Annotated in this window: 13 protein-coding genes; 11 read left to right on the top strand and 2 right to left on the bottom strand. The window is 57.2% G+C overall.

Features of this window, described 5'->3' with window-relative positions; all coding sequences use genetic code 11:
* The first annotated feature begins 94 nt into the window (after positions 1–94).
* The 6 genes from soil367_RS13075 (at position 95) to soil367_RS13050 (ending at position 8,879) form a co-directional block, all read left to right on the top strand.
* Positions 95–1,333, top strand: a complete 1,239-nt coding sequence (locus soil367_RS13075; RefSeq protein WP_136549512.1) for a cation:proton antiporter domain-containing protein — start codon at positions 95–97, stop codon at positions 1,331–1,333.
* 170 nt (positions 1,334–1,503) lie between these two features.
* Positions 1,504–2,307, top strand: coding sequence for a substrate-binding periplasmic protein (locus soil367_RS13070; protein WP_136549511.1), 804 nt, complete (start codon positions 1,504–1,506; stop codon positions 2,305–2,307).
* A gap of 165 nt (positions 2,308–2,472) precedes the next feature.
* Positions 2,473–3,636 carry an acyl-CoA dehydrogenase family protein gene (locus soil367_RS13065; protein ID WP_136549510.1) on the top strand — a complete coding sequence of 388 codons (1,164 nt, stop codon included), beginning with the start codon at positions 2,473–2,475 and terminating at the stop codon, positions 3,634–3,636.
* A 2-nt stretch (positions 3,637–3,638) separates the two neighbouring features.
* Positions 3,639–6,221 carry a sensor domain-containing protein gene (locus soil367_RS13060; RefSeq protein ID WP_136549509.1) on the top strand — a complete coding sequence of 861 codons (2,583 nt, stop codon included), beginning with the start codon at positions 3,639–3,641 and terminating at the stop codon, positions 6,219–6,221.
* A gap of 277 nt (positions 6,222–6,498) precedes the next feature.
* Entirely contained in the window at positions 6,499–7,647 is a 1,149-nt protein-coding gene (locus soil367_RS13055) for a GGDEF domain-containing protein (protein ID WP_136549508.1), read from the top strand.
* Between the two features lie 173 nt (positions 7,648–7,820).
* Positions 7,821–8,879, top strand: a complete 1,059-nt coding sequence (locus soil367_RS13050; protein WP_136549507.1) for a cytochrome-c peroxidase — start codon at positions 7,821–7,823, stop codon at positions 8,877–8,879.
* Between the two features lie 115 nt (positions 8,880–8,994).
* Here the strand turns inward: soil367_RS13050 and soil367_RS13045 are convergent, their stop codons facing one another.
* A complete protein-coding gene (locus soil367_RS13045) occupies positions 8,995–10,011 on the bottom strand; it encodes a tryptophan--tRNA ligase (RefSeq protein WP_136549506.1) in 1,017 nt (338 codons plus the stop codon).
* 171 nt (positions 10,012–10,182) lie between these two features.
* Here soil367_RS13045 and soil367_RS13040 point away from each other — a divergent pair, with 171 nt between their 5' ends.
* The 4 genes from soil367_RS13040 to soil367_RS13025 all read left to right on the top strand — a co-directional run bounded on the left by soil367_RS13040 (position 10,183) and on the right by soil367_RS13025 (position 15,534).
* A complete protein-coding gene (locus tag soil367_RS13040) occupies positions 10,183–11,058 on the top strand; it encodes a fatty acid desaturase (protein WP_172962348.1) in 876 nt (291 codons plus the stop codon).
* 272 nt (positions 11,059–11,330) lie between these two features.
* Positions 11,331–12,413 carry a hypothetical protein gene (locus tag soil367_RS13035; RefSeq protein WP_136549504.1) on the top strand — a complete coding sequence of 361 codons (1,083 nt, stop codon included), beginning with the start codon at positions 11,331–11,333 and terminating at the stop codon, positions 12,411–12,413.
* Between the two features lie 44 nt (positions 12,414–12,457).
* Positions 12,458–13,468 carry a putative solute-binding protein gene (locus tag soil367_RS13030; protein WP_136549503.1) on the top strand — a complete coding sequence of 337 codons (1,011 nt, stop codon included), beginning with the start codon at positions 12,458–12,460 and terminating at the stop codon, positions 13,466–13,468.
* A 95-nt stretch (positions 13,469–13,563) separates the two neighbouring features.
* Positions 13,564–15,534: a TRAP transporter large permease subunit gene (locus soil367_RS13025; RefSeq protein WP_246065627.1), complete on the top strand. Its 1,971-nt coding sequence runs from the start codon at positions 13,564–13,566 to the stop codon at positions 15,532–15,534.
* Positions 15,535–15,984: 450 nt separating this feature from the next.
* Here the strand turns inward: soil367_RS13025 and soil367_RS13020 are convergent, their stop codons facing one another.
* Complete coding sequence (locus soil367_RS13020) at positions 15,985–16,998, bottom strand: putative solute-binding protein (RefSeq protein WP_136549501.1); 1,014 nt, start codon at positions 16,996–16,998, stop codon at positions 15,985–15,987.
* A 387-nt stretch (positions 16,999–17,385) separates the two neighbouring features.
* Here soil367_RS13020 and soil367_RS13015 point away from each other — a divergent pair, with 387 nt between their 5' ends.
* The gene (locus tag soil367_RS13015; RefSeq protein WP_136549500.1) at positions 17,386–18,375 is read left to right on the top strand and encodes a DUF6160 family protein; all 990 of its coding nucleotides are present in this window, start codon (positions 17,386–17,388) and stop codon (positions 18,373–18,375) included.
* The last annotated feature ends 37 nt before the right edge of the window (positions 18,376–18,412 follow it).

Raw genomic sequence — 18,412 nt, 5'->3', positions numbered from 1 at the left:
AGTGCAGTGTAACGCCGCGCCTTGGGTGTTGGAGCCTCAGGAACAAGCCAGAACAGGGCAAAGAACAGGGCCAGGAACAGGGCAGGGAAGCTGAATGGATCAACTTAACCTTGCGCTTGCCGCCGTCGGGATCGTGGTGATTGTCCTGGGGCTGTTGTCCCAGCCGCTTAACCGCTCGGTTTTTTCACTGCCACTGATGGCATTCCTGTTTGGCGTCAGCATCGGCCCGGTAGGCCTGGGCTTACTTGACGTCGACCAGTGGGGTGATCCCGTCAGGATCATGGAGGAGGGTGCCCGGCTGACCCTCGGCATCAGTTTGATGGGGATTGCCCTGCGTATCCCAAGGGCTTACATCTTCACCCACTGGAGAACCTTCGTCGTGCTGTTGGGCCTGGGCATGCCCTTGATGTTCCTGGTCAGCAGCCTGTTGGTTTACTGGTTGCTTGGGGTTCCTCTCCTGCTGGCGATGCTGGTAGGTGCTGCGATCTGTCCGACTGACCCGGTGGTCTCCAGTTCGATGGTTACCGGTAGCCTGGCCAAGGCGTCGTTGCCAGGAAGGTTCCGGCACACGCTTTCGGCCGAGTCCGGGGCCAATGACGGTCTCGCTTATCTGCTGGTTCTCCTGCCTATGCTCTTGCTTTCCGCAAAGGACACATCCACAGCCTGGTCCGAATGGCTAACACATGCGCTGCTATGGGAAGTCGGCGGGGCGATAATTTTCGGTGTTTTGACGGGTTGGCTTTTCGGGCAGGCGCTGCAGTGGGCTGAGCGCAACAAAACCATTGATCACGCATCTTTTCTGGCTGCCACGCTGGCCTTGACGGTACTGGTGCTAGGGGTGGGGAAGCTGATCGGGACGGACAGCTTGCTGGCGGTATTTGCTGCAGGCATCGCTTTTGATCAGGTCGTTGGTGGTAGCGAACGGGCTGAAGAAGGCAGCGTCCAGGAGTCTGTGAATCTCTTCTTTACCCTACCGATATTTGTCCTGTTCGGGCTGATGATACCGGTCGCACAATGGTTTGAACTCGGATGGCCGGGCGTCGCACTGGCAGTGCTCGTGCTCCTGTTGCGCCGGCTGCCGGTCCTGCTATTGCTCCGCCCGCTAATGCCGCGCTGGCGAGAGATGCGTATGGCGTTAACAGCCGGGTATTTTGGTCCTATCGGGATATCTGCCCTTTTCTACGCCATGATGATCGACAGCAGAGCCGGGCACGATATCGCCTGGACTGTTGGCAGCCTTGTCGTCTGCGCGTCGCTTTTTGCCCATGGCATGGGCGCCGCCCCCGGAGCCAAGCTGTACGCTAGACTGTATCCAGGAGATAACGACAGTTAAGCCGATTGTTAAGTCGATAGTTGAGCCGATAGTTGAGCCGATAGTTGAGCCGAAACGATGTCCCTGGCAGGCAAGGGGCATCAAGAGACTTTGGCAGCTAGAACAACGCGGCAACCATCTGTCGGACCCAAAAAACTCAGGCGTGTAAGCGAAGACTTGGCAGATTCCCTATGAAAGCACGGCTCACGAGTAATCTCAGGCGGGAAGCTGCAATATTGCTTTTGAGCCTGACCTTGGCGCAGGGTGCATCTGCCACAGTCGAAAACGACAAGTCACCGATAAAAATTGCACTCGGTGAGCGACCACCACTGGCGAGTGCAGACCTGCCAGACTACGGCCCCCTGGCGCAGTTGATCCGGGAGGCTTATCGACTGGAGGGGCAGCAGGTCGAACTGGCAGTGCTGCCGTGGCCGCGGTCGATGCAACTGGTCAGGGACGGACACTGGACGGGTTCTGGTATCTGGCTCAAAAACCCCAAGCGGGAGACTGAGTTCCTGTTCAGCCAGCCCGTTGTTGAGGAACATCAGGTCTTTTTCTACCGCAAGAATCAGCCGCTCGCCTGGATGCAGCTTGAGGATCTGAGCCATCTCGTCCTGGGTGGGCTTCAGGGCTTCTCCTATGGCGCAGCTTTCGACTCAGCCCTGACGGATGGCTCGTTAACGATGGAACGCGAGCGTAGCGACCTGCAGAATTTTGAAAAACTGCTGCGTAACCGGATCGATGCCTATCCACAGGAACTGAGAGTTGGGCTCTGGGTTCTGGGGACACTACCCAGGCACAGCCAGGAGCAGATCGCATACCATCCCCGGCCATACCTTGAGGAGCCGGCCTACCTCATATTCGGGCTCGACCAGGAAGCCGCACGGGACAGCTTTGACCGGGGCCTGGCCAAGCTGAAAGCGAGCGGACGCGCAAAGGAACTGCTGGATGGTGGGGCCGCGGGCATGGAGGGCCCTTTGCCTCGTTCCAATTAAGACAAGAGGGCGTGGTCCTTGACCCTGAACGTCCTCCACCGTGGACGCGTACTTGCTGCAGAGACTGTGTTGAGACGCAATAGCGTGTCGCAGCCATGTCACTAAAGGTACACTGGAAGGCCCTGCGGCATTGTCCGTACCTGCATCGGATAGAGGTCCGAAGTCATGAACCGTTTTCCGACGACCAGACTGCTGGAAATCCAGGCCCGTGTTGAAGCATTGACCGAGAGCAAGATCGCTCCAATGGCCCAGCGCGTCGACCGGGAGTGCATCTGGCCCGCTCATTCCATGCAAGCGCTGGCCGATGAGGGCCTCTTGGGCCTTAATGTGGCTGAGAATCTGGGCGGGCTGGGGCAGGGCCTGCTGGGGCTGAGCGTCGTAACCGAGACAATAGGTCGGGTCTGCCCATCGTCGGCGTTGTGTTTCGGCATGCACAGCGTGGCTACTGCGGTGATCGCCGCCAAAGCAACCCGGTACCAGGAAGACCAGTACCTGCGCCCGATCGCCAGGGGCGAGCATATAACCACTCTGGCCCTGGCCGAACAGGGCTCCGGCGCCCACTTCTGGCTACCTGAAACAAGTCTCGCCGCAAACGATGGCCACTATCGCGTCAATGGCGCCAAGCAGTTCGTCACGAATGGCGGCCATGCAGACTCCTATGTCATCTCTACACTGGCATCGGAAGAAACGAGCGAACTTGGCGATTTCAGTTGTCTCGTGGTCGATCGGGATACTGCTGGCATGACGTGGCTTGAAGCATGGCAGGGGTTCGGCATGCGCGGGAATTCGTCACGTGGCGTGCGCTTTGACGATGCCTGTGTACCCAGGGGCAATCTGCTCGGCCAGGAGGGCGACCAGGTCTGGTATGTGTTCGAGGTAGTGGCGCCTTATTTTCTGATGGCGATGGCTGGCACCTACCTTGGGATCGCTCAAAGCGCGGTGGACCTGGCCTCGAATCATCTCCGCAGCCGGGGTTACAGCCACTCAGGAGAAACCCTGGCTGGGGTTGAAGCCCTCCAGACCTGCTTTGCTGAAATGTGGGTGACCGCTGAAAAGTGCCGCGGCCTGGTTCGCGAGGCCGCTACCCGGGGTGATCTTGGGCAGCCCGACGCGCTACCGTTTTTGCTGGCTTGCAAAGCCGACGCCGCCGATACCGCCGTCAAGCTCGCTAACGATGCCATGACGCTCTGCGGTGGCCAGGCCTACCGGGAAAATAGCCGGGTCGCCCAGATTCTGCGGGATGCTCGTGCGGGGCATGTGATGTCGCCAACCACGAACATCCTCAAATCCTGGACGGGCCGTGCCTTGCTGGGATTACCCCTGCTGTGACCATGCAAACGAACCACCGGGTGATGTTGGTCTTATCGGCATCGGACCACTCGGTTACATGGGAAGCGGTCGAGGCGGAACTGCATAGCCAGGGGTTACTCACCTGCCGGGGTGGGCTCGAAACGTTTGACGGTAAAGCTTCTGAAAGCGATCTGGACCGGGATACCGCCGTCGTCGTGCTGGGGCCTGGGATAAGGTTCCCGATCTCTCAGGCCCGTCGCGTTCGCGCCGTGATGCCTCAGGCTCATCTGATGTTCGCGCCGGCCCCATCCGCGTTCTCCGAGTTGAAGTACCAGTTGAGCCGCGCGCCGATGATCGGTTCAGACTGGTCCCTTGTGGTGCCCGAAACCGACGATCTGGCTGCTGAGATTTCCGCTGCGGTCAGAGCAAACCTGCACCGCGCACGACTGCGATCGACCCTGCACCGCGCCAACCTCAGTATCGGCACTCGCGCGTTGGACCCGAGCGATTACAGGCAACTTCTTATCTCTGACCACTACCTGCGGAATGTCCTCGACCAGGCGCACGACGCCATCATCTCACTGGACCCCGGGCTGAAAATTCTGTACTGGAGTGGCGGAGCTGAGCGCCTGTTCGGCCTTGACCCGAAGACCGCCCTGAATCAGCCGGTGGCCTCCCTGCCGTTCTGGACGACAACGCTTGCTGAGTACCTGGAGCAGGTCCGGCATACACACCAGGCTATAACCGCTGACCTCGATGTCAGGACGCCGGACGGAAATGCACAGGTGGAAACCGTCATCTCGGGTGTGCGGGACGGGTCGGGCTCGCTGGTGGGCTTTTCCTTTTTCATGCGCGATGTAACTGACCGTAATGAGGCTCTGCGCGCCGAGCGAGAAGCCCGGCAGCGCATCGAAACGTTGGTTGTGGAGAAAGAACAACAGCGGCGGTTATTTGATTCCATGCTGACCTCAGCGGCTGACCAGAGCTACGTGATGGATCTGGAAGGTCGGCTGCTATACGGCAATCGAGCGCTGGCAGAACGCACGGAAATGCCGCTGAGCGAGATGCTCGGCAAGACAGCGTATGAGCTGGGTCACCGGTCCGGTGAGGCACGTCAGATCCAGACCCACTTTGCTGAGGTCGTGCGCACGCGCCGGGAAGTGCGCGCTGAAATCTCATACACAAGCCCCTCCGGAAAGCACTGGGCGCTGGAATACAGTTTGGTTCCGGTCATGAACACCAAAGGAGAGTTGGAAGCGGTTGCCGGGACTACCCGGGACATAACCGAAAGAAAGCAGGCCAGTGAGCAGGTCTGGCGTGAAGCGAATTACGATGCCCTGACAGGCCTGCCTAATCGACGACTTTTCAAGGACAGGTTGGAGGTGGAGGTCAACCATTCGCGTCGGACGGGCAAGCCCATCGCTCTGTTTTTTGTAGATCTCGACCATTTCAAGCAGGTTAATGATCTGCACGGGCACAGCGCCGGCGATCAATTACTCAAGCAGGCAGCTGAACGGATTCGGGCCTGTGTTCGCGAGTCGGACACCGTGGCCAGGCTGGGCGGGGATGAGTTTACGCTGCTCCTGACCGAGCTGGACGACAAGGCTCATGTAGAAAACACGGCACAGACAATTCTTGATGAGTTGGCCCGGCCCTTTGATGTGCTCGGCAGCGTCTGTCATATCTCAGGTAGCGTCGGAATTACGCTCTGCCCGCTGGACGCTTCGGATCCCGGGGAGTTGATCCGCAACGCCGATCAGGCCATGTACATCGCCAAGAATAACGGGCGGAGCCAGTTCAGCTTTTTTACCCGATCGCTGCAGGAAGAGGCGCTTAACCGCCTGCAACTCTCGGCTGACCTGCGCAACGCTGTGAGTGGTGGTCAACTCAGGCTTTACTTCCAACCTATCGCGAACCTCGGCGATGGTCTCATACACAAGGCCGAGGCACTGCTCCGCTGGCAACACCCGACATTGGGCCTGCTTCAACCCGATGAGTTCATCGGTCTTGCCGAGGAGAGCGGGCAGATCAGGAAACTCGGCAACTGGGCTTTTGCCCAGGCCGCACAGTGGTCGAGAAAATGGAGCCGCCACCTGGGCAGGACGGTCCAGATCAGTATTAACAAGTCCGCCATCCAGTTCGAATCGAACGGACGCAGTATGAACTGGAAAGCCTATCTCGACCGGCTCGAGTTGCCGCACGAAAGCATTATCGTCGAGATCACAGAGAGCGTATTGCTGAACGCCAGCTCAAAGACAGCGGACAAGCTGCTGGAGCTCCGGAATGCGGGTCTTGAGTTGGCAATCGATGATTTTGGGACCGGCTACTCTTCCATGGCCTACCTCAAGAAGTACGAGGTCGATTACCTCAAGATCGACCAATCCTTTATCAACGATGCGGATAACGAAGCCAGCAGCCGGACCATTGCCGAGAGTATGATTTTGATGGCTCACAAACTGGGACTCAAAGTTGTCGCCGAAGGGGTTGAAACCAAAGCCCAGCGAGACTGGCTGCGATCAGTCGGCTGTGACTTTGCCCAAGGTTTTTACTATTCGGCACCGCTCCCGGCCAAGGAGTTCGAGGAGCTACTTTATGGCACGCGCCGACAGCCTTCGCTGGCCTGAAGAGCCCCTGGTCTCCAGCTTTTACATGAACTGATGCCCCGGTGGCCCTGATTTTCAGCCGGTGCCACAGCTATCTCGTGCAGCCTGGCCAAGGTATGCCGTCCGCAATCGGTTCATCCCTCCAAGTCAATTCTACGGGCCAAAATGTAAAACCGTGCAAAACAGCCGACATCTCCAGGCGAATAGGGCCTCTTTGACCGATAATTAATCCTCAAACACAATGATACGGTAGCGCTCGTTCGCGGCCGTCATCCCTGACGCATTCTGAGGATTTCCATTGGCGCGACTTGAAGCTTTGCGGGCCCGGATTGGCGACCCGTTTGAATGGAGTTCATCTGCAAAAGCGTCACTCTTGCTGGGTATAACCTTCCTCTTACATACCCAATACGTTTTGTGGGCCCACTACCTCTTGAACGTGCCGGGGCACGAAGGGCTGGTCAATGGCGACTTTCTCCGCGGCCATCTCGACTATTTCCATATGCTCCTGGTTACCAGCGCGACGCTTCTTGGGTTCATGCTCTTGCTCCGGCGCAGCACTGGCGAACACCGCTGGGTGGAGTACGTCGCCACCCATTACTACGGACTCTCCCTGTGTTACTTCAGTTTTCATATCGGCACACTGTCGCTACCGACGGGCGCAGTCATCACCGGGGCGCCTGTAGTGGGCTTCATACTGTTTAGCCATGGCGCCGTCCTGTGGGCGCTTTTTGCCTCGTTGAGCCTTCTCGCTGTACTTTCCTACGCCTCGGCTTTTGGTTTTCTCCCCTATGCGCCTGCGATTTCGGGCCTGACCGAGAATGGGCAACTTTCGCTCTTCTGGCTCACCAGCATGTTCCTTTTCACGCTTCCGCATCTGGTTGTGCTTACAGCACTGGCTTACTACATACTCAATCGCTGGCGTCGGCGGGAAGAAGAAATCCGGACGTTGAGCATGACTGATCCACTAACCGGGCTATATAACCGGCGTAGCATTCTTGCCCATCTCTGGTATGAGCATGAACGCAGCAAGCGGCAGGGGCCGCCCATGGCTGTGATGATGGTGGATCTGGATAATTTCAAACAGATCAACGATACCTGGGGGCACCCCGCCGGCGATATCGTGCTGGTCGCGGCGGCAAACGCCCTGCGTGGCTCCCTCCGTCAAAACGATCAGGTGGGTCGTTTTGGTGGAGAAGAGTTCCTGGTGGTTTTGCCGGGAGCCGATGTGGAAAATGCCCAGAAGTTGGGCGAACGTTGCCGCCAGGCCGTTGCGGAGCTGCAGGTCGATATTGGTGATGGTCAGGTGCTCAAGGTCACCTGCAGTATCGGCCTGGCGTGTTTTGAGCAGGGCTTAGGTGACGAATCAGAGGCGCTGATCAAAAGTGCCGACCAGGCGTTGTACAGTGCTAAGGAAACGGGCCGCGACAAGGTGGTACTGTGGACCTGATAGCTTCCACACTGCCGCCTGGCTGGGTTGGTAGTTTGATATTCATGATATGGATCAAGTAGCGGTTAGCTTTAAAGCGCGTCAGTTGTTGGGCTTGTGGGCGGTTGCTAGTATCGATTGACCGGGGAGCGCAATCGGCTTCGTCGAACAAGCAGAACAGCTGGGGGTACAAGATGAATCATGCTTTGAAATGGCTCGGATTAGCCGCTGGAGTTTTCTGTAGTACAGCGTTCGCTGCAGATAGTGAAGCATTGCGGGAGCGAGCCCTGAATAACTTTGGGGTCATCCCGACCGAGGCACCGGAGATCAAAGGGAACAAGCTTACCGAGGAGAAAGTCGAGCTTGGGAAAATGCTTTTTTTCGAACCGCGCCTATCCTCCAGTCACATCATCAGCTGCAATACCTGCCACAACGTCGGCATGGGAGGTCACGACTACTTACCGGTCTCCATCGGCCATGGCTGGCAGAAAGGGCCGCGTAACTCACCCACCGTTCTGAATGCCGTCTTCAATGCTGCCCAGTTCTGGGATGGCCGCGCCGCCGATCTGGCCGAACAGGCCAAGGGGCCAGTGCAGGCCGGCGTAGAAATGAGCAGCACGCCAGCGCGGGTGGAAGCGACCCTCAAAAGCATGCCGGACTACGTACGACGCTTCGAGGCTTCATTCCCAAGCGAAGAGAACCCTGTCAGCTTCGACAATATGGCCGCGGCGATAGAGGCCTTCGAGGCAACTTTGATCACACCGGATGCGCCATTCGACCAGTTCCTGCGGGGCCAGGACGATGCCCTGAACCAGCAAGAAAAAGAAGGGCTTGCACTGTTCATGGACAAAGGCTGCGCTGGCTGCCATGGCGGGGTTAATTTCGGGGGCCAGAACTACTTCCCGTTCGGGCTGGTTTCACGGCCAGGAGCTGATGTGCTGCCACCTGGCGACAAAGGCCGGTTCGCTGTAACCGATACCGTATCGGATGAATACGTCTTCCGCGCTGCGCCCTTGCGCAACATTGAGCTGACCGCACCGTACTTCCACTCCGGCGCTGTCTGGAGCCTTGAGGAGGCGGTTAGCCTAATGGGTACAGCCCAGCTGGGCACCGAACTGAACGAGAAGGAAGTCGCGGATATCAGTGCGTTTCTGCGGACGCTGACCGGCAAGACACCGGAGGTGGTATATCCCCAACTGCCCCCGAGCACGGACGAGACCCCGAGGCCGGTCGATACAGTCCAGTACGAGTAAAGTCCGTCTGCGCGAAGGCGGGCAATTGAAAGTGCGGCAGAGCGGAAGCCTGCCGCGCTCCTGTACGATCCCGCTTGATATGTTACCCCGTGTTCTTCGGCGTACCGCTACCCCGTCACTGACCGGCTATGGGGCCTATTCCGACCTTTTTGCGGACGTCTGCCATCAGCGGGACCGCATAGGCCCGCGCTTTTTCGGCGCCTTGCTGTAGCGTTCTGTCCAGTTCAGCCGGTTCTTTCATCAGTCGCTGGTACGTCTCGCGCATGGGTTTGAGCTCCTCGTTCAGCAGCTCGAAAAGCTGCTTCTTGGCTTCACCCCAGCCGATACCCTCACGGTAAGCCTTGCGCATCTGTGCTTTTGCATCAGCACGTGCAAACGCGGCGAATACGTCAAACAACGCACTGTCATCCGGATCCTTGGGCTCACCTGGCTCAAGGCTGTTCGTCTTTATCTTGTTGATCAGCTTGCGAAACGCCTTCTCATCCGCGAAAAGCGGGATCGTATTGTTGTAGCTCTTCGACATCTTCCGGCCGTCGAGCCCGGGTAGCACCATGCTCTCGTCCTGGATGACCGCTTCGGGTAAAGCGAAGGTGTCGCCATAAAGGTGGTTGAAGCGCTGGGCGATATCCCGGGCCATCTCGATATGCTGGGTCTGATCCCTGCCAACGGGGATGCGCTGCCCGTTAAACAACAGGATGTCGGCGGCCATCAATATGGGGTAGGAAAACAGCCCCATCGTGACACCTCTGTCAGGATCCGCGCCCTCGCTGTCGAGGTTGTCCTGAACCGCCGCTTTGTAGGCGTGGGCTCGATTCATCAGGCCTTTCGCCGTAACCGTAGTCAGGACCCAGCTCAATTCAGTTATCTCCGGCACATCGGTCTGCCGGTAGAAAGTTACATGCTCAGGATCAAGGCCACAGGCCAGCCAAGTGGCTGCAATAGCACGCACCGACTCACGAACCTGCTGGGGCTCCTGGCATTTTATAAGCGCGTGATAGTCCGCTAAAAAAAGAAACGATTCAGTTGCGGGGTCCCGGCTGGCTTCAATGGCCGGGCGGATCGCCCCGGCGTAGTTGCCAATATGGGGCAGGCCGGTGGTCGTTATCCCGGTCAATACGCGCGTCTTGGTCATGCTATACCCGGTTACGGTGAGAAGGAGAAGGCAGAACCTTACCCAAAGGTCTGCCAACGGGCAAATGGATTAGCGGGACAGGAAGCGTTTAATCACGCGTGCTGGCGATCCTTTACAGGCAATACCTGGAGCGTTATCCTGTCGGACAATCTAACAATAAAGGTCGCAGTGATGCTGACAGCGATTCCAAACCCCGCCACAGCCGGATCCGAAGAGTTGGCGCGACTCGCAAGCCCCCCCGCCATAGCCTGGCCTACACTGGCACTTTTCGTGTGCAGCGTCGTATTGTGGACAGTTGCCACGACTCTGGCTGTGCAGGGATACTTGGCGACAGGCTGGGCTATCGCCGCCAACGCCCTCGCCAGCTACTGGTTCTTTACCGTCTTCCACGAAGCTGCGCATCGGGCCATCGGTAAGAGCGCCCCGCTGAATGACTGGCTTGGCAGAATCAGCATTATGCCGCTGGTTCCGTTCCCGATCTTTCGGGCCTTCCGGTTTATCCACATGCAGCACCACCGCTTCGCCAACGAATCTTCTGACAAGGATCCGGACGCCTACACCGGCGGGGGAGCGAAGTGGCTCCTGCCGCTGCGCTGGGCGACGATAGACCTGAAGTATTATGCTTTCTACCTGCGCCGAATGAGCTCCCGCCCCCGCTCAGAGCAGACCGAAACCGTCGTGGCGTTCCTGATCGGTGGCTCGGTTCTGGTATTCGCGCTGGCAATGGGCTGGGGGCAGGAGGTTTTGCTCTACTGGCTGTTGCCGGGGCGCATCGCCCTGGTGTTTCTGGCGCTTGCGTTTGATTATCTTCCGCACCACCCCAGGTTGGCTACCCAGCAACAGAATCCCTGGCAGGCGACGAATAATCGCGTTGGGTACGAGTGGCTTCTGACGCCCGTTCTGATGTGGCAGAACTACCACCTGGTCCATCACCTGTACCCGCGCGTGCCTTTCTATCGGTACCTTCGAGTCTGGCGTGCCGGCAGCGACCTCTTTATGCCCAACCAGCCGTTACTGGTTGACATCCTCGGGCGTCACATCCGCTAAAACCCCGCCCTCAGTGGCGCCTGTTGAATGAAAGTTCATCTATTGCTGATTCCGGCCAAGTAAGGTAGCTTTCGAGCCGCCACGGCCGTGCTATGGTCAGGCTCGGTTTCGATAGTCGTCAAATAGGGCCTTAGCCGGACGCTAATCGGTCAATCTGGGCCCTTCCATGGTCTGCATCACGGAACTGAAACTCGGATTTATGATAGAAACGTTCTGCTGACTATGGGGTGCGTGGCCGCTTCTATAACAACAACCTTTAAACGGGAAATATTATGGACTTCTTTCCGGCAAGCTTTCTGGCGAGACTGAGCAGGGGATATGTGACGGGCCTGAAGAGCATCGTCGTTCTGGTGTTGGCATTCGCTGTCAGTGGCTGTGTTTCATACCAGCTCCACCCGATCTATACCCCGACCGGGATGGTCATCGCCGCGTATTCGGAAGCCCAGGCGACACCCTACGTCATGGCGATGGATGATCCCGGTATGGCCTGCCGGCTGGGCGAGGGCGTCGACCCTCTGGTGTACTCTTTCTCGCGGGTATCGCCGGCGCCTGACAGCACAGGTTCGCTGCTGATGTTGCTGTCCGCGTTATGTTCGGAGCGCGAGGCCCGCCAGGCTGAACTGGAATACCTGCTAGCCGAATACAACGGCGAGGTATCCGTTGCGAAGGATGCGCGTGAGCGCAGCAAGCGGCTCTACGCCGTGACGGCGACCCGCCGCTACAAGGCTTTCCAGCGCGCCATGAGCGCTTATGGTTTCGATCCTGCAGCCGACCCGATCGAGTGCCCTTCATTTTCAAACGATCAGGCAGAGCTGACGTTTTTGCTGGGTTTGATAACCGGTCTGCAGGCTATCGTCAGCGACTCGAATTCAGGCGCGCGAGCGGGCATTCCCAAGGATATCGCTCCCCAGGCGGCTCGGGCCACTAAATGCGTCGACAATGAAAAGTGGGGTGGTGCACCCGCCGCGGTGCGCGCCAATATCTGGCTGCTCTTGCCGGATTCCCGGCCACCGGGAGCACCTGAGCCCTGGGCATTGCTCGACAAGAGTTCCAAGCAGGGCATAGAGGCAGGCAATCGTCTCTCATTGGCTTTGGAAGCGGTGGCTGCAGAGACCTTCGGGCGACGGGATATATTGAAGAAAGTCATCGCGGAGTTTGTCGAGGCCGACGATACCATTGAAATATGGGAGGAATATCAGCTGTCAGACGAAGTCGCCCGAGAGGTTATCCAGTTCTCGTCGGACAAGTACTGGATCGCCAACTACGGCTACCGTACGCCCGCCAGTCGTTTCGGATCACTGGATGAGCACGCCGAGTCGGACGCGAAAGCCATGGATTTGGATGATCTGTTGTAAGCGCTTTTACCTGCTCCTTTTTACCAAAAAACCGGAGAAATACTATGTTCCGTAAAACAACGACTGCTCTGTTATTTTCCCTGGTCGCCCCTGTGGTTGCGGCTGAGCCCATTACGGTATGCGTATTCGATCCACTCGGCGCTAACGGCGATCTGTACAGTCTGGCCAAGGATTATGCGCTGGAGATGAAAAACCACGGCGTGGACTTTACGCCACGGCCGTATACCGATGAAGGCGTAGCAGTGGGGGACTTCAACTCCGGTCAGTGTAAGGCAGTGGTTGCAACAGACCTGCGGCTTCGCCCTTACAATCGCTTTACTGGCACGCTCAGCGCGGTAGGTGCCATCCCCAACTATGACGTGCTGGAAACAGCCCTGAAAACCCTTGCCCAACCCAAAGCAGCCAGCCTGATGAAGAGCGGCGGCTATGAAGTTTTGGGCATTATCCCTGCAGGGGCGGGCTACCTGTTCGTGAACGACCGTAGCATGGATACCGCAGCTGACCTGGCCGGCAAGCGGATGGCGACCCTGAGCCACCAGAAAGATGCGGTTCATATGGTGAACGAAGTCAAAGCGACTGTCGTGCCCTCGGATATCACCAACTTTGCGGGTAAGTTCAACAATGGTTCGGTAGACACAGCCTATGCGCCGGCCTTCGCGTACGAGGCACTGGAGCTTTACAAGGGTGTCGAAAACGGCGGCGGAATCGTCGACTATCCGCTGGCAAACCTGACCATTCAGGTTGTCGCCAAAGAGGGCGTCCTGACTGATGAGCAAGCCCAGCAGAGCCGCGAAGTCGCCTGGAACATGTACGGTCAGGCCATGGACATTGTGAAGAATGCCGAAAGCAATATCCCCGATAAACACTGGATCCGCATTCCCGATTCTGATATCGAAGGCTACCAGGAAATGTTCCGCTCGAATCGCCTCCAGCTTCGTGATGGCGAGGCCGGTGCTGAAAAAGTATACAGCGAGAAAATGCTGGGATTGCTCAGCAAGATCCGTTGTGCCCAAAACCCAAGCGCCTCTGAGTGCACGGCCGAAAATCGCGAATAAGGCAGGCTAACCCTTCTATGAACTGGCGCGCATTATCGGCTGTTGGGCCGCAAACGTTGTACCCCATGCACAGGCTGTATGGGGCGTTTTTGTTGATGTTGCTCCTGGCTATATTGCTGCTGGGAATGGGAAACTCTTTCCACTCCCGCATGTTGTGGTTAGGAGAGCAGGTATGGCCAAACTACTATCTGCTGAATCCGGACGCCCAGGAGCCGAGCTGCGACCTCATCGTCGATATGGATGCCGAGGTCAAGCGCAGGATGGATCAGTACAAGCCTGATCCTGATGCGCTGTTCTCAAGCGCGCCGGATCCAGAAGCCATCAGACGCTCGCTCGAACGGAATATACAGAACTGCGAGCAGCGGCATATCGCCTATGAGATTAATCAGAAACACGCGACGCCGGCGCTCGGCGTTTTCAAGACCGTCGAGCAGGGCATGGCGAGCTTCCTGCTTGAAAACATTGATCTGACCAATCTGCTGTTTCTGATCCTGTTCGCCATGTCGGCGGCAATAGCCACGCTTGATGCGGATCTCATTTCGCTCCGGTTACCTCGAAACCGGGCGGAATGGCGTTTGAGTCATGCGGTACAGCTGGGGGTCAATGGGCTGATGGTGTTCTCTCTGCTCTCCTATGTGTCGAAGCTGGTTGCGGCGCCCGACACTGCGGACCTGGTGAGAATGCAGCACTATTGGGCGTGGGTCTTCGGTCTGTTCATGGTGATCAACGCGGTGAGGCTCTTTTCCATACCTGACCGGCTCCCGCCAGGCAAACTGGACGCAGCTTCCCTGTTGAGCATTCCGCTGCACTGCACCATGGCAGTAATTGCCATGAGCTATTTTTTCTTTATTGACGGCTATAACTCCGGGTTGGCGATCTACTTCGGCATCCTCACGAACATGTCGTCGATTTTCATCAATATCGGCCTCTACGTGCTCGTAGGGATGGCCCTGAAACAGACCCAGTTGCCCGAGTTGTTGCTGAACATCATCAAACCCTTTCAGCTGCCGGCACCATTGCTCGCGTCAGTGATGATTTTCGCGACCGCGTTTCCGACTGCATTTACGGGCGCGTCCGGTATCTTCATCCTGGCCGTGGGCGGTGTCGTCTATGACGAACTCCGGCGGGTAGGGGCAGGCCGACAGCTGGCGCTCTCGACTACGGCGATGTCGGGCAGCCTCGGTGTGGTACTCAACCCCTGTCTGCTGATAGTCATCATTGCGGCCCTGAACAAGGAGGTCACTACCAGCGAATTGTATGGCTGGGGCTTCTGGGTCTTCCTGATGTCCGCATCGCTCTTTACGCTCATCGTGTGTAAAACGCAGGGCGAATGGCGTCCGAAGCCCGTCCCCGGTGCTTTCAAAAAATCGGTGGGTCACCTGCGGCCACTGGTCCCTTACGTAATCACCGCAGCCGCCGTGATAATTGGGATCAGGCTGGTGCTGGACATGGGCTTCAACGAATACACGGCGCCGATGATTCTGCCGCTGGTGATGCTGGCACTGCTGTTTCTCGACTCCGGCAAAACCCGGCAGGAAGGGGAAAGCCGTAGCCGGACCTTCTGGGCACGAAGCACGGCGGCGGCAAGTGATTCTGCCGTACACATCGGCGCGCTGTTGGCCCTGATCGGGTTCACAGTTGCGTTAGGCGGGATACTCGAACGTTCTGACGTTGTACATATCCTGTTCCCGGAAAACCTGGACAACGTCTGGCTCGTGATGCTGGCGGTCGTGTTCATGCTGACGTGTATCGGTATGGTCATGGAGCCCTTTGGTGCTGTCGTGCTGGTCTCGGCGACCATTGCCCAGGCTGCGATGAAGCTGGGGATCGACCCGCTGCATTTCTGGATCGTGTGCCTGGTGGCTTTTGAGCTGGGCTACCTGACGCCACCAGTGGCACTGAACCACCTTCTGACGCGGCAAGTAGTAGGGGAGACGGAGGTGCTGGCTGCGGAGCGGACCGGCTCCTTCTGGCACCGCTATGAGCGTCTGCTCCTGCCATTGCTGGTCATGGGCACGACGTTGCTGCTCGTAGCGTTCGTACCGATGCTGTTTTACGCACTTTAACGCTGCTTTAGGGAGTCCTGGAGCGGGGCTCCCGGTTTGGCAGTCTGGATGATCAGACGGCTTGGCTTTGTACCCCTGTCGCTACGCTCTCAAGCTATTTCAATGCCGAAGTTCCCCTTTATGGGCTGAAGCACTGCTATAGCAACTCACACTCACCAGCGGGTCTGGTCGAAGAATCGATCCGAGCGATGTAGTGACAACGTATTTCGGGACGGGACACGGGTACGAAAAAGGGCCAGCATTTGCTGGCCCTTTTTCGTGTTTCAATGTGCGATTCGTGCCTGTGTAACGCCTGGTGCGAAAGCCTCCGCTGGCAACAGCTACCGGGTTAAGCCGGTCTTACACTGTCCGTTACTGATTGTGGTCGTCGGACTGGTTGTCGCGCTGGGCCCGCTGGCACCCGCTTGGCTCAAGGTCTGGTATTCTGCTTAAGGCCTGGCGTTCTGTGCGTTACTCACGTTCTGCGGAATAACACTCGACTGCGCCTGGGTTGGTATGGCAGCGAACCTTGCGAAGCATACTCATCATGGCCGGGTGATATACGCCACCGACCTCATGGTCCGGTTGCTTGGCCAGGTCTAACCGCACCCCGCGGAGCATTTCCTGGTATTCAGCTATCGCGTCATCGCCGATATCGATCCAGCGTTCCTCCGGGATGGTTCGCTCGTAACGGAAGTTGATCTTCATGGACGCTTCGTACATGTCAGCCAGAATCTGCCGGGACTTCATGGTAAATTTGTCGTCAAACTCGTCGCTGCGCGCTATCAGCTGCATGCTGAATTGACCCAGCGGATACCGCACAATGCCGCCGTTCGGTCCCATGCCTTCGTACATCTCCAGCACTTCGTAAGCAATAGCCGGTGCATAACTGACGTCGGCCTGGCCGTCATTGAAAAGACTGGCGAAGTTTGTAACTTCGGCGGGCACGACTTTGCCACCGACAAACTCGACCATGTGTTCAGCATCTTTATGGTTGGGTAGCACCGTAAAGCGCAGACCCCTGAGGTCTTCGACCGTCGTGATGTTGCGGTCCTTAACGAACAGGTACATGCCACCCTGCGGCACCATACCCATAATCTTGAACTCACCGTCGTCCAGTCGCCTTACAGCGCGGCGGCTTGCGAGAATGTGCATGACGATTTTCAGGTCGTCATAGTAGGGCACAGCGCCTATGGCACTGACCGATCCTGTGAAACGGTTAAAAAGGCGCGCTTGCAAATCGGTCACTGCAATCATATCGCAGCGGCCGGCACGGAAGTCCTCAACGACCCGAAGCTCGTTCCGGTATGCCTTTAGCTCGATTTGCTGGCCGGCATTCAGCGCCTCAAGCTGGTAGGTCTTCATGAGATTAAAGAAATCCCCGGCTGCACCGACCACATCCCATACGCAGAAAGTCTTCGGGGCCGCCCACGCTGGCCCGCTGAACAAAAAAGTAATCAGCAGAATACGCCACAAACGAATCATCTTGTCCTCTCCATTCCGGCGGGATGCCGGTAATTCTTGTTAGCGGGGCACGGTCCGGCCCCTTTACCGCCTTGGTGCGACTGGCTATCCCTGATCAACGAATGATCGCAGAAAACTGTGGCAGGTCTGCCGACTGGATCGCACTCGTCGGCGAAAGCCGGGATTAGGGTTTTTACTGCTCCGCCAGCGGTATACCAAGTGCTGGTGTTTAGTTAAATGAATTAGATAAGTCATCTAAAAGGTGGTTTTGTGCGCCACCTCTAAGTATTCAGAGGCTGATCCTGAAAAACTAGCCGAGCGTCCCTGGGAAAGGGTCGATAGAGAAAGCCGGTTCGAAAAATAATAAGCTGAGCTGTGCTTCCAAATATCTGAAATCAGGAGAATAAGATGAAAGGCCTGAAAAAAATCGCACTGGTTGCTGCTATCTCTGCAGCACCCTTCGCAGCACAAGCCGAAATGCAAGCTTTGAACGACGGTGCCATGGGCGACGTTACCGGTCAGGCAGGTGTGACCATCGATATCAACAAAGCAACCATCAGTGTCGGTGAGATTGCCTACCAGGATAAGGGTTTCCTGGTCATTGACGGTCTGAGACTGGCGGGCGGCGGAGAGCCGGGTTCAGGGAATGAATTCCTGGACGAGATCCGTATTCATGTGGACGTTGCAGGCACGGGCGTTCGTGACGATATCCCAACAGGCACGGCTGGCGAGTACCTGTACCAGGAAAGTATCCTGAAGAACTCGGACGCAGCCTTGCTTCAGGAGATTACCGACAACATTAACGCAGTTGAAACCGACCCGAACGTATCTGACGGTGATCTCGTCATTTCCATGCGTACTACCGGTCTGTTCCCCGTCGATTTCAGCTTGGACATCGACAGCGTGTCTCTGGCGAAAGAAACAAATGATGACGGCAGCGCCAACATAAACAATCTGGGCGACATGGCCGCAAGCAATGCCGGCAGTACTGTCCTCGTGTCCGACCTGAGCATCAAGGGTAACCTTGGCCCGATCGACATAGTCGTTCAGGAAGAATCGAACAGCATGAATATCAACGCTTACTTCAACGCTGCAGGTGAAGTGACGCTGCCATTCATGGGTACGAGCCTGGGCTTCTCGCTACATAACACCCGTGGCCAGTTGATCGGCATGGCCCGTAACAGTGCGCAGGGCGTGTCATTCGCTCACGCCCAGGCAGATATCGGCGTAGCTGAAGATTACCTGGGTACTGATCAGGATGCTCTGCGCGTGAACGTGCAGGACTTCTCGGGTGATCTGGATCTGACCAACATCACAATGGGTAACGGCGAGTCCATCGGGGCAATCTACATGACCGACCTTGCTATTACTGCCGACATGGTTGTGTACGGTCACTGATCACGACACTGTTGTGAAATGGGCGCAGATCGACTAA

Source organism: Hydrocarboniclastica marina (assembly GCF_004851605.1).
GTDB lineage: Bacteria > Pseudomonadota > Gammaproteobacteria > Pseudomonadales > Oleiphilaceae > Hydrocarboniclastica > Hydrocarboniclastica marina.
This window is presented reverse-complemented; position numbering and strand designations above follow the sequence as displayed.

Bases quoted from the DNA above. Each gene is read 5' to 3' on its own strand.
- soil367_RS13075 (WP_136549512.1), top strand. From the start codon at position 95: ATGGATCAACTTAACCTTGCGCTTGCCGCCGTCGGGATCGTGGTGATT.
- soil367_RS13070 (WP_136549511.1), top strand. From the start codon at position 1,504: ATGAAAGCACGGCTCACGAGTAATCTCAGGCGGGAAGCTGCAATATTG.
- soil367_RS13065 (WP_136549510.1), top strand. From the start codon at position 2,473: ATGAACCGTTTTCCGACGACCAGACTGCTGGAAATCCAGGCCCGTGTT.
- soil367_RS13060 (WP_136549509.1), top strand. From the start codon at position 3,639: ATGCAAACGAACCACCGGGTGATGTTGGTCTTATCGGCATCGGACCAC.
- soil367_RS13050 (WP_136549507.1), top strand. From the start codon at position 7,821: ATGAATCATGCTTTGAAATGGCTCGGATTAGCCGCTGGAGTTTTCTGT.
- soil367_RS13045 (WP_136549506.1), bottom strand. From the start codon at position 10,011: ATGACCAAGACGCGCGTATTGACCGGGATAACGACCACCGGCCTGCCC.
- soil367_RS13040 (WP_172962348.1), top strand. From the start codon at position 10,183: ATGCTGACAGCGATTCCAAACCCCGCCACAGCCGGATCCGAAGAGTTG.
- soil367_RS13035 (WP_136549504.1), top strand. From the start codon at position 11,331: ATGGACTTCTTTCCGGCAAGCTTTCTGGCGAGACTGAGCAGGGGATAT.
- soil367_RS13030 (WP_136549503.1), top strand. From the start codon at position 12,458: ATGTTCCGTAAAACAACGACTGCTCTGTTATTTTCCCTGGTCGCCCCT.
- soil367_RS13025 (WP_246065627.1), top strand. From the start codon at position 13,564: ATGTTGCTCCTGGCTATATTGCTGCTGGGAATGGGAAACTCTTTCCAC.
- soil367_RS13020 (WP_136549501.1), bottom strand. From the start codon at position 16,998: ATGATTCGTTTGTGGCGTATTCTGCTGATTACTTTTTTGTTCAGCGGG.
- soil367_RS13015 (WP_136549500.1), top strand. From the start codon at position 17,386: ATGAAAGGCCTGAAAAAAATCGCACTGGTTGCTGCTATCTCTGCAGCA.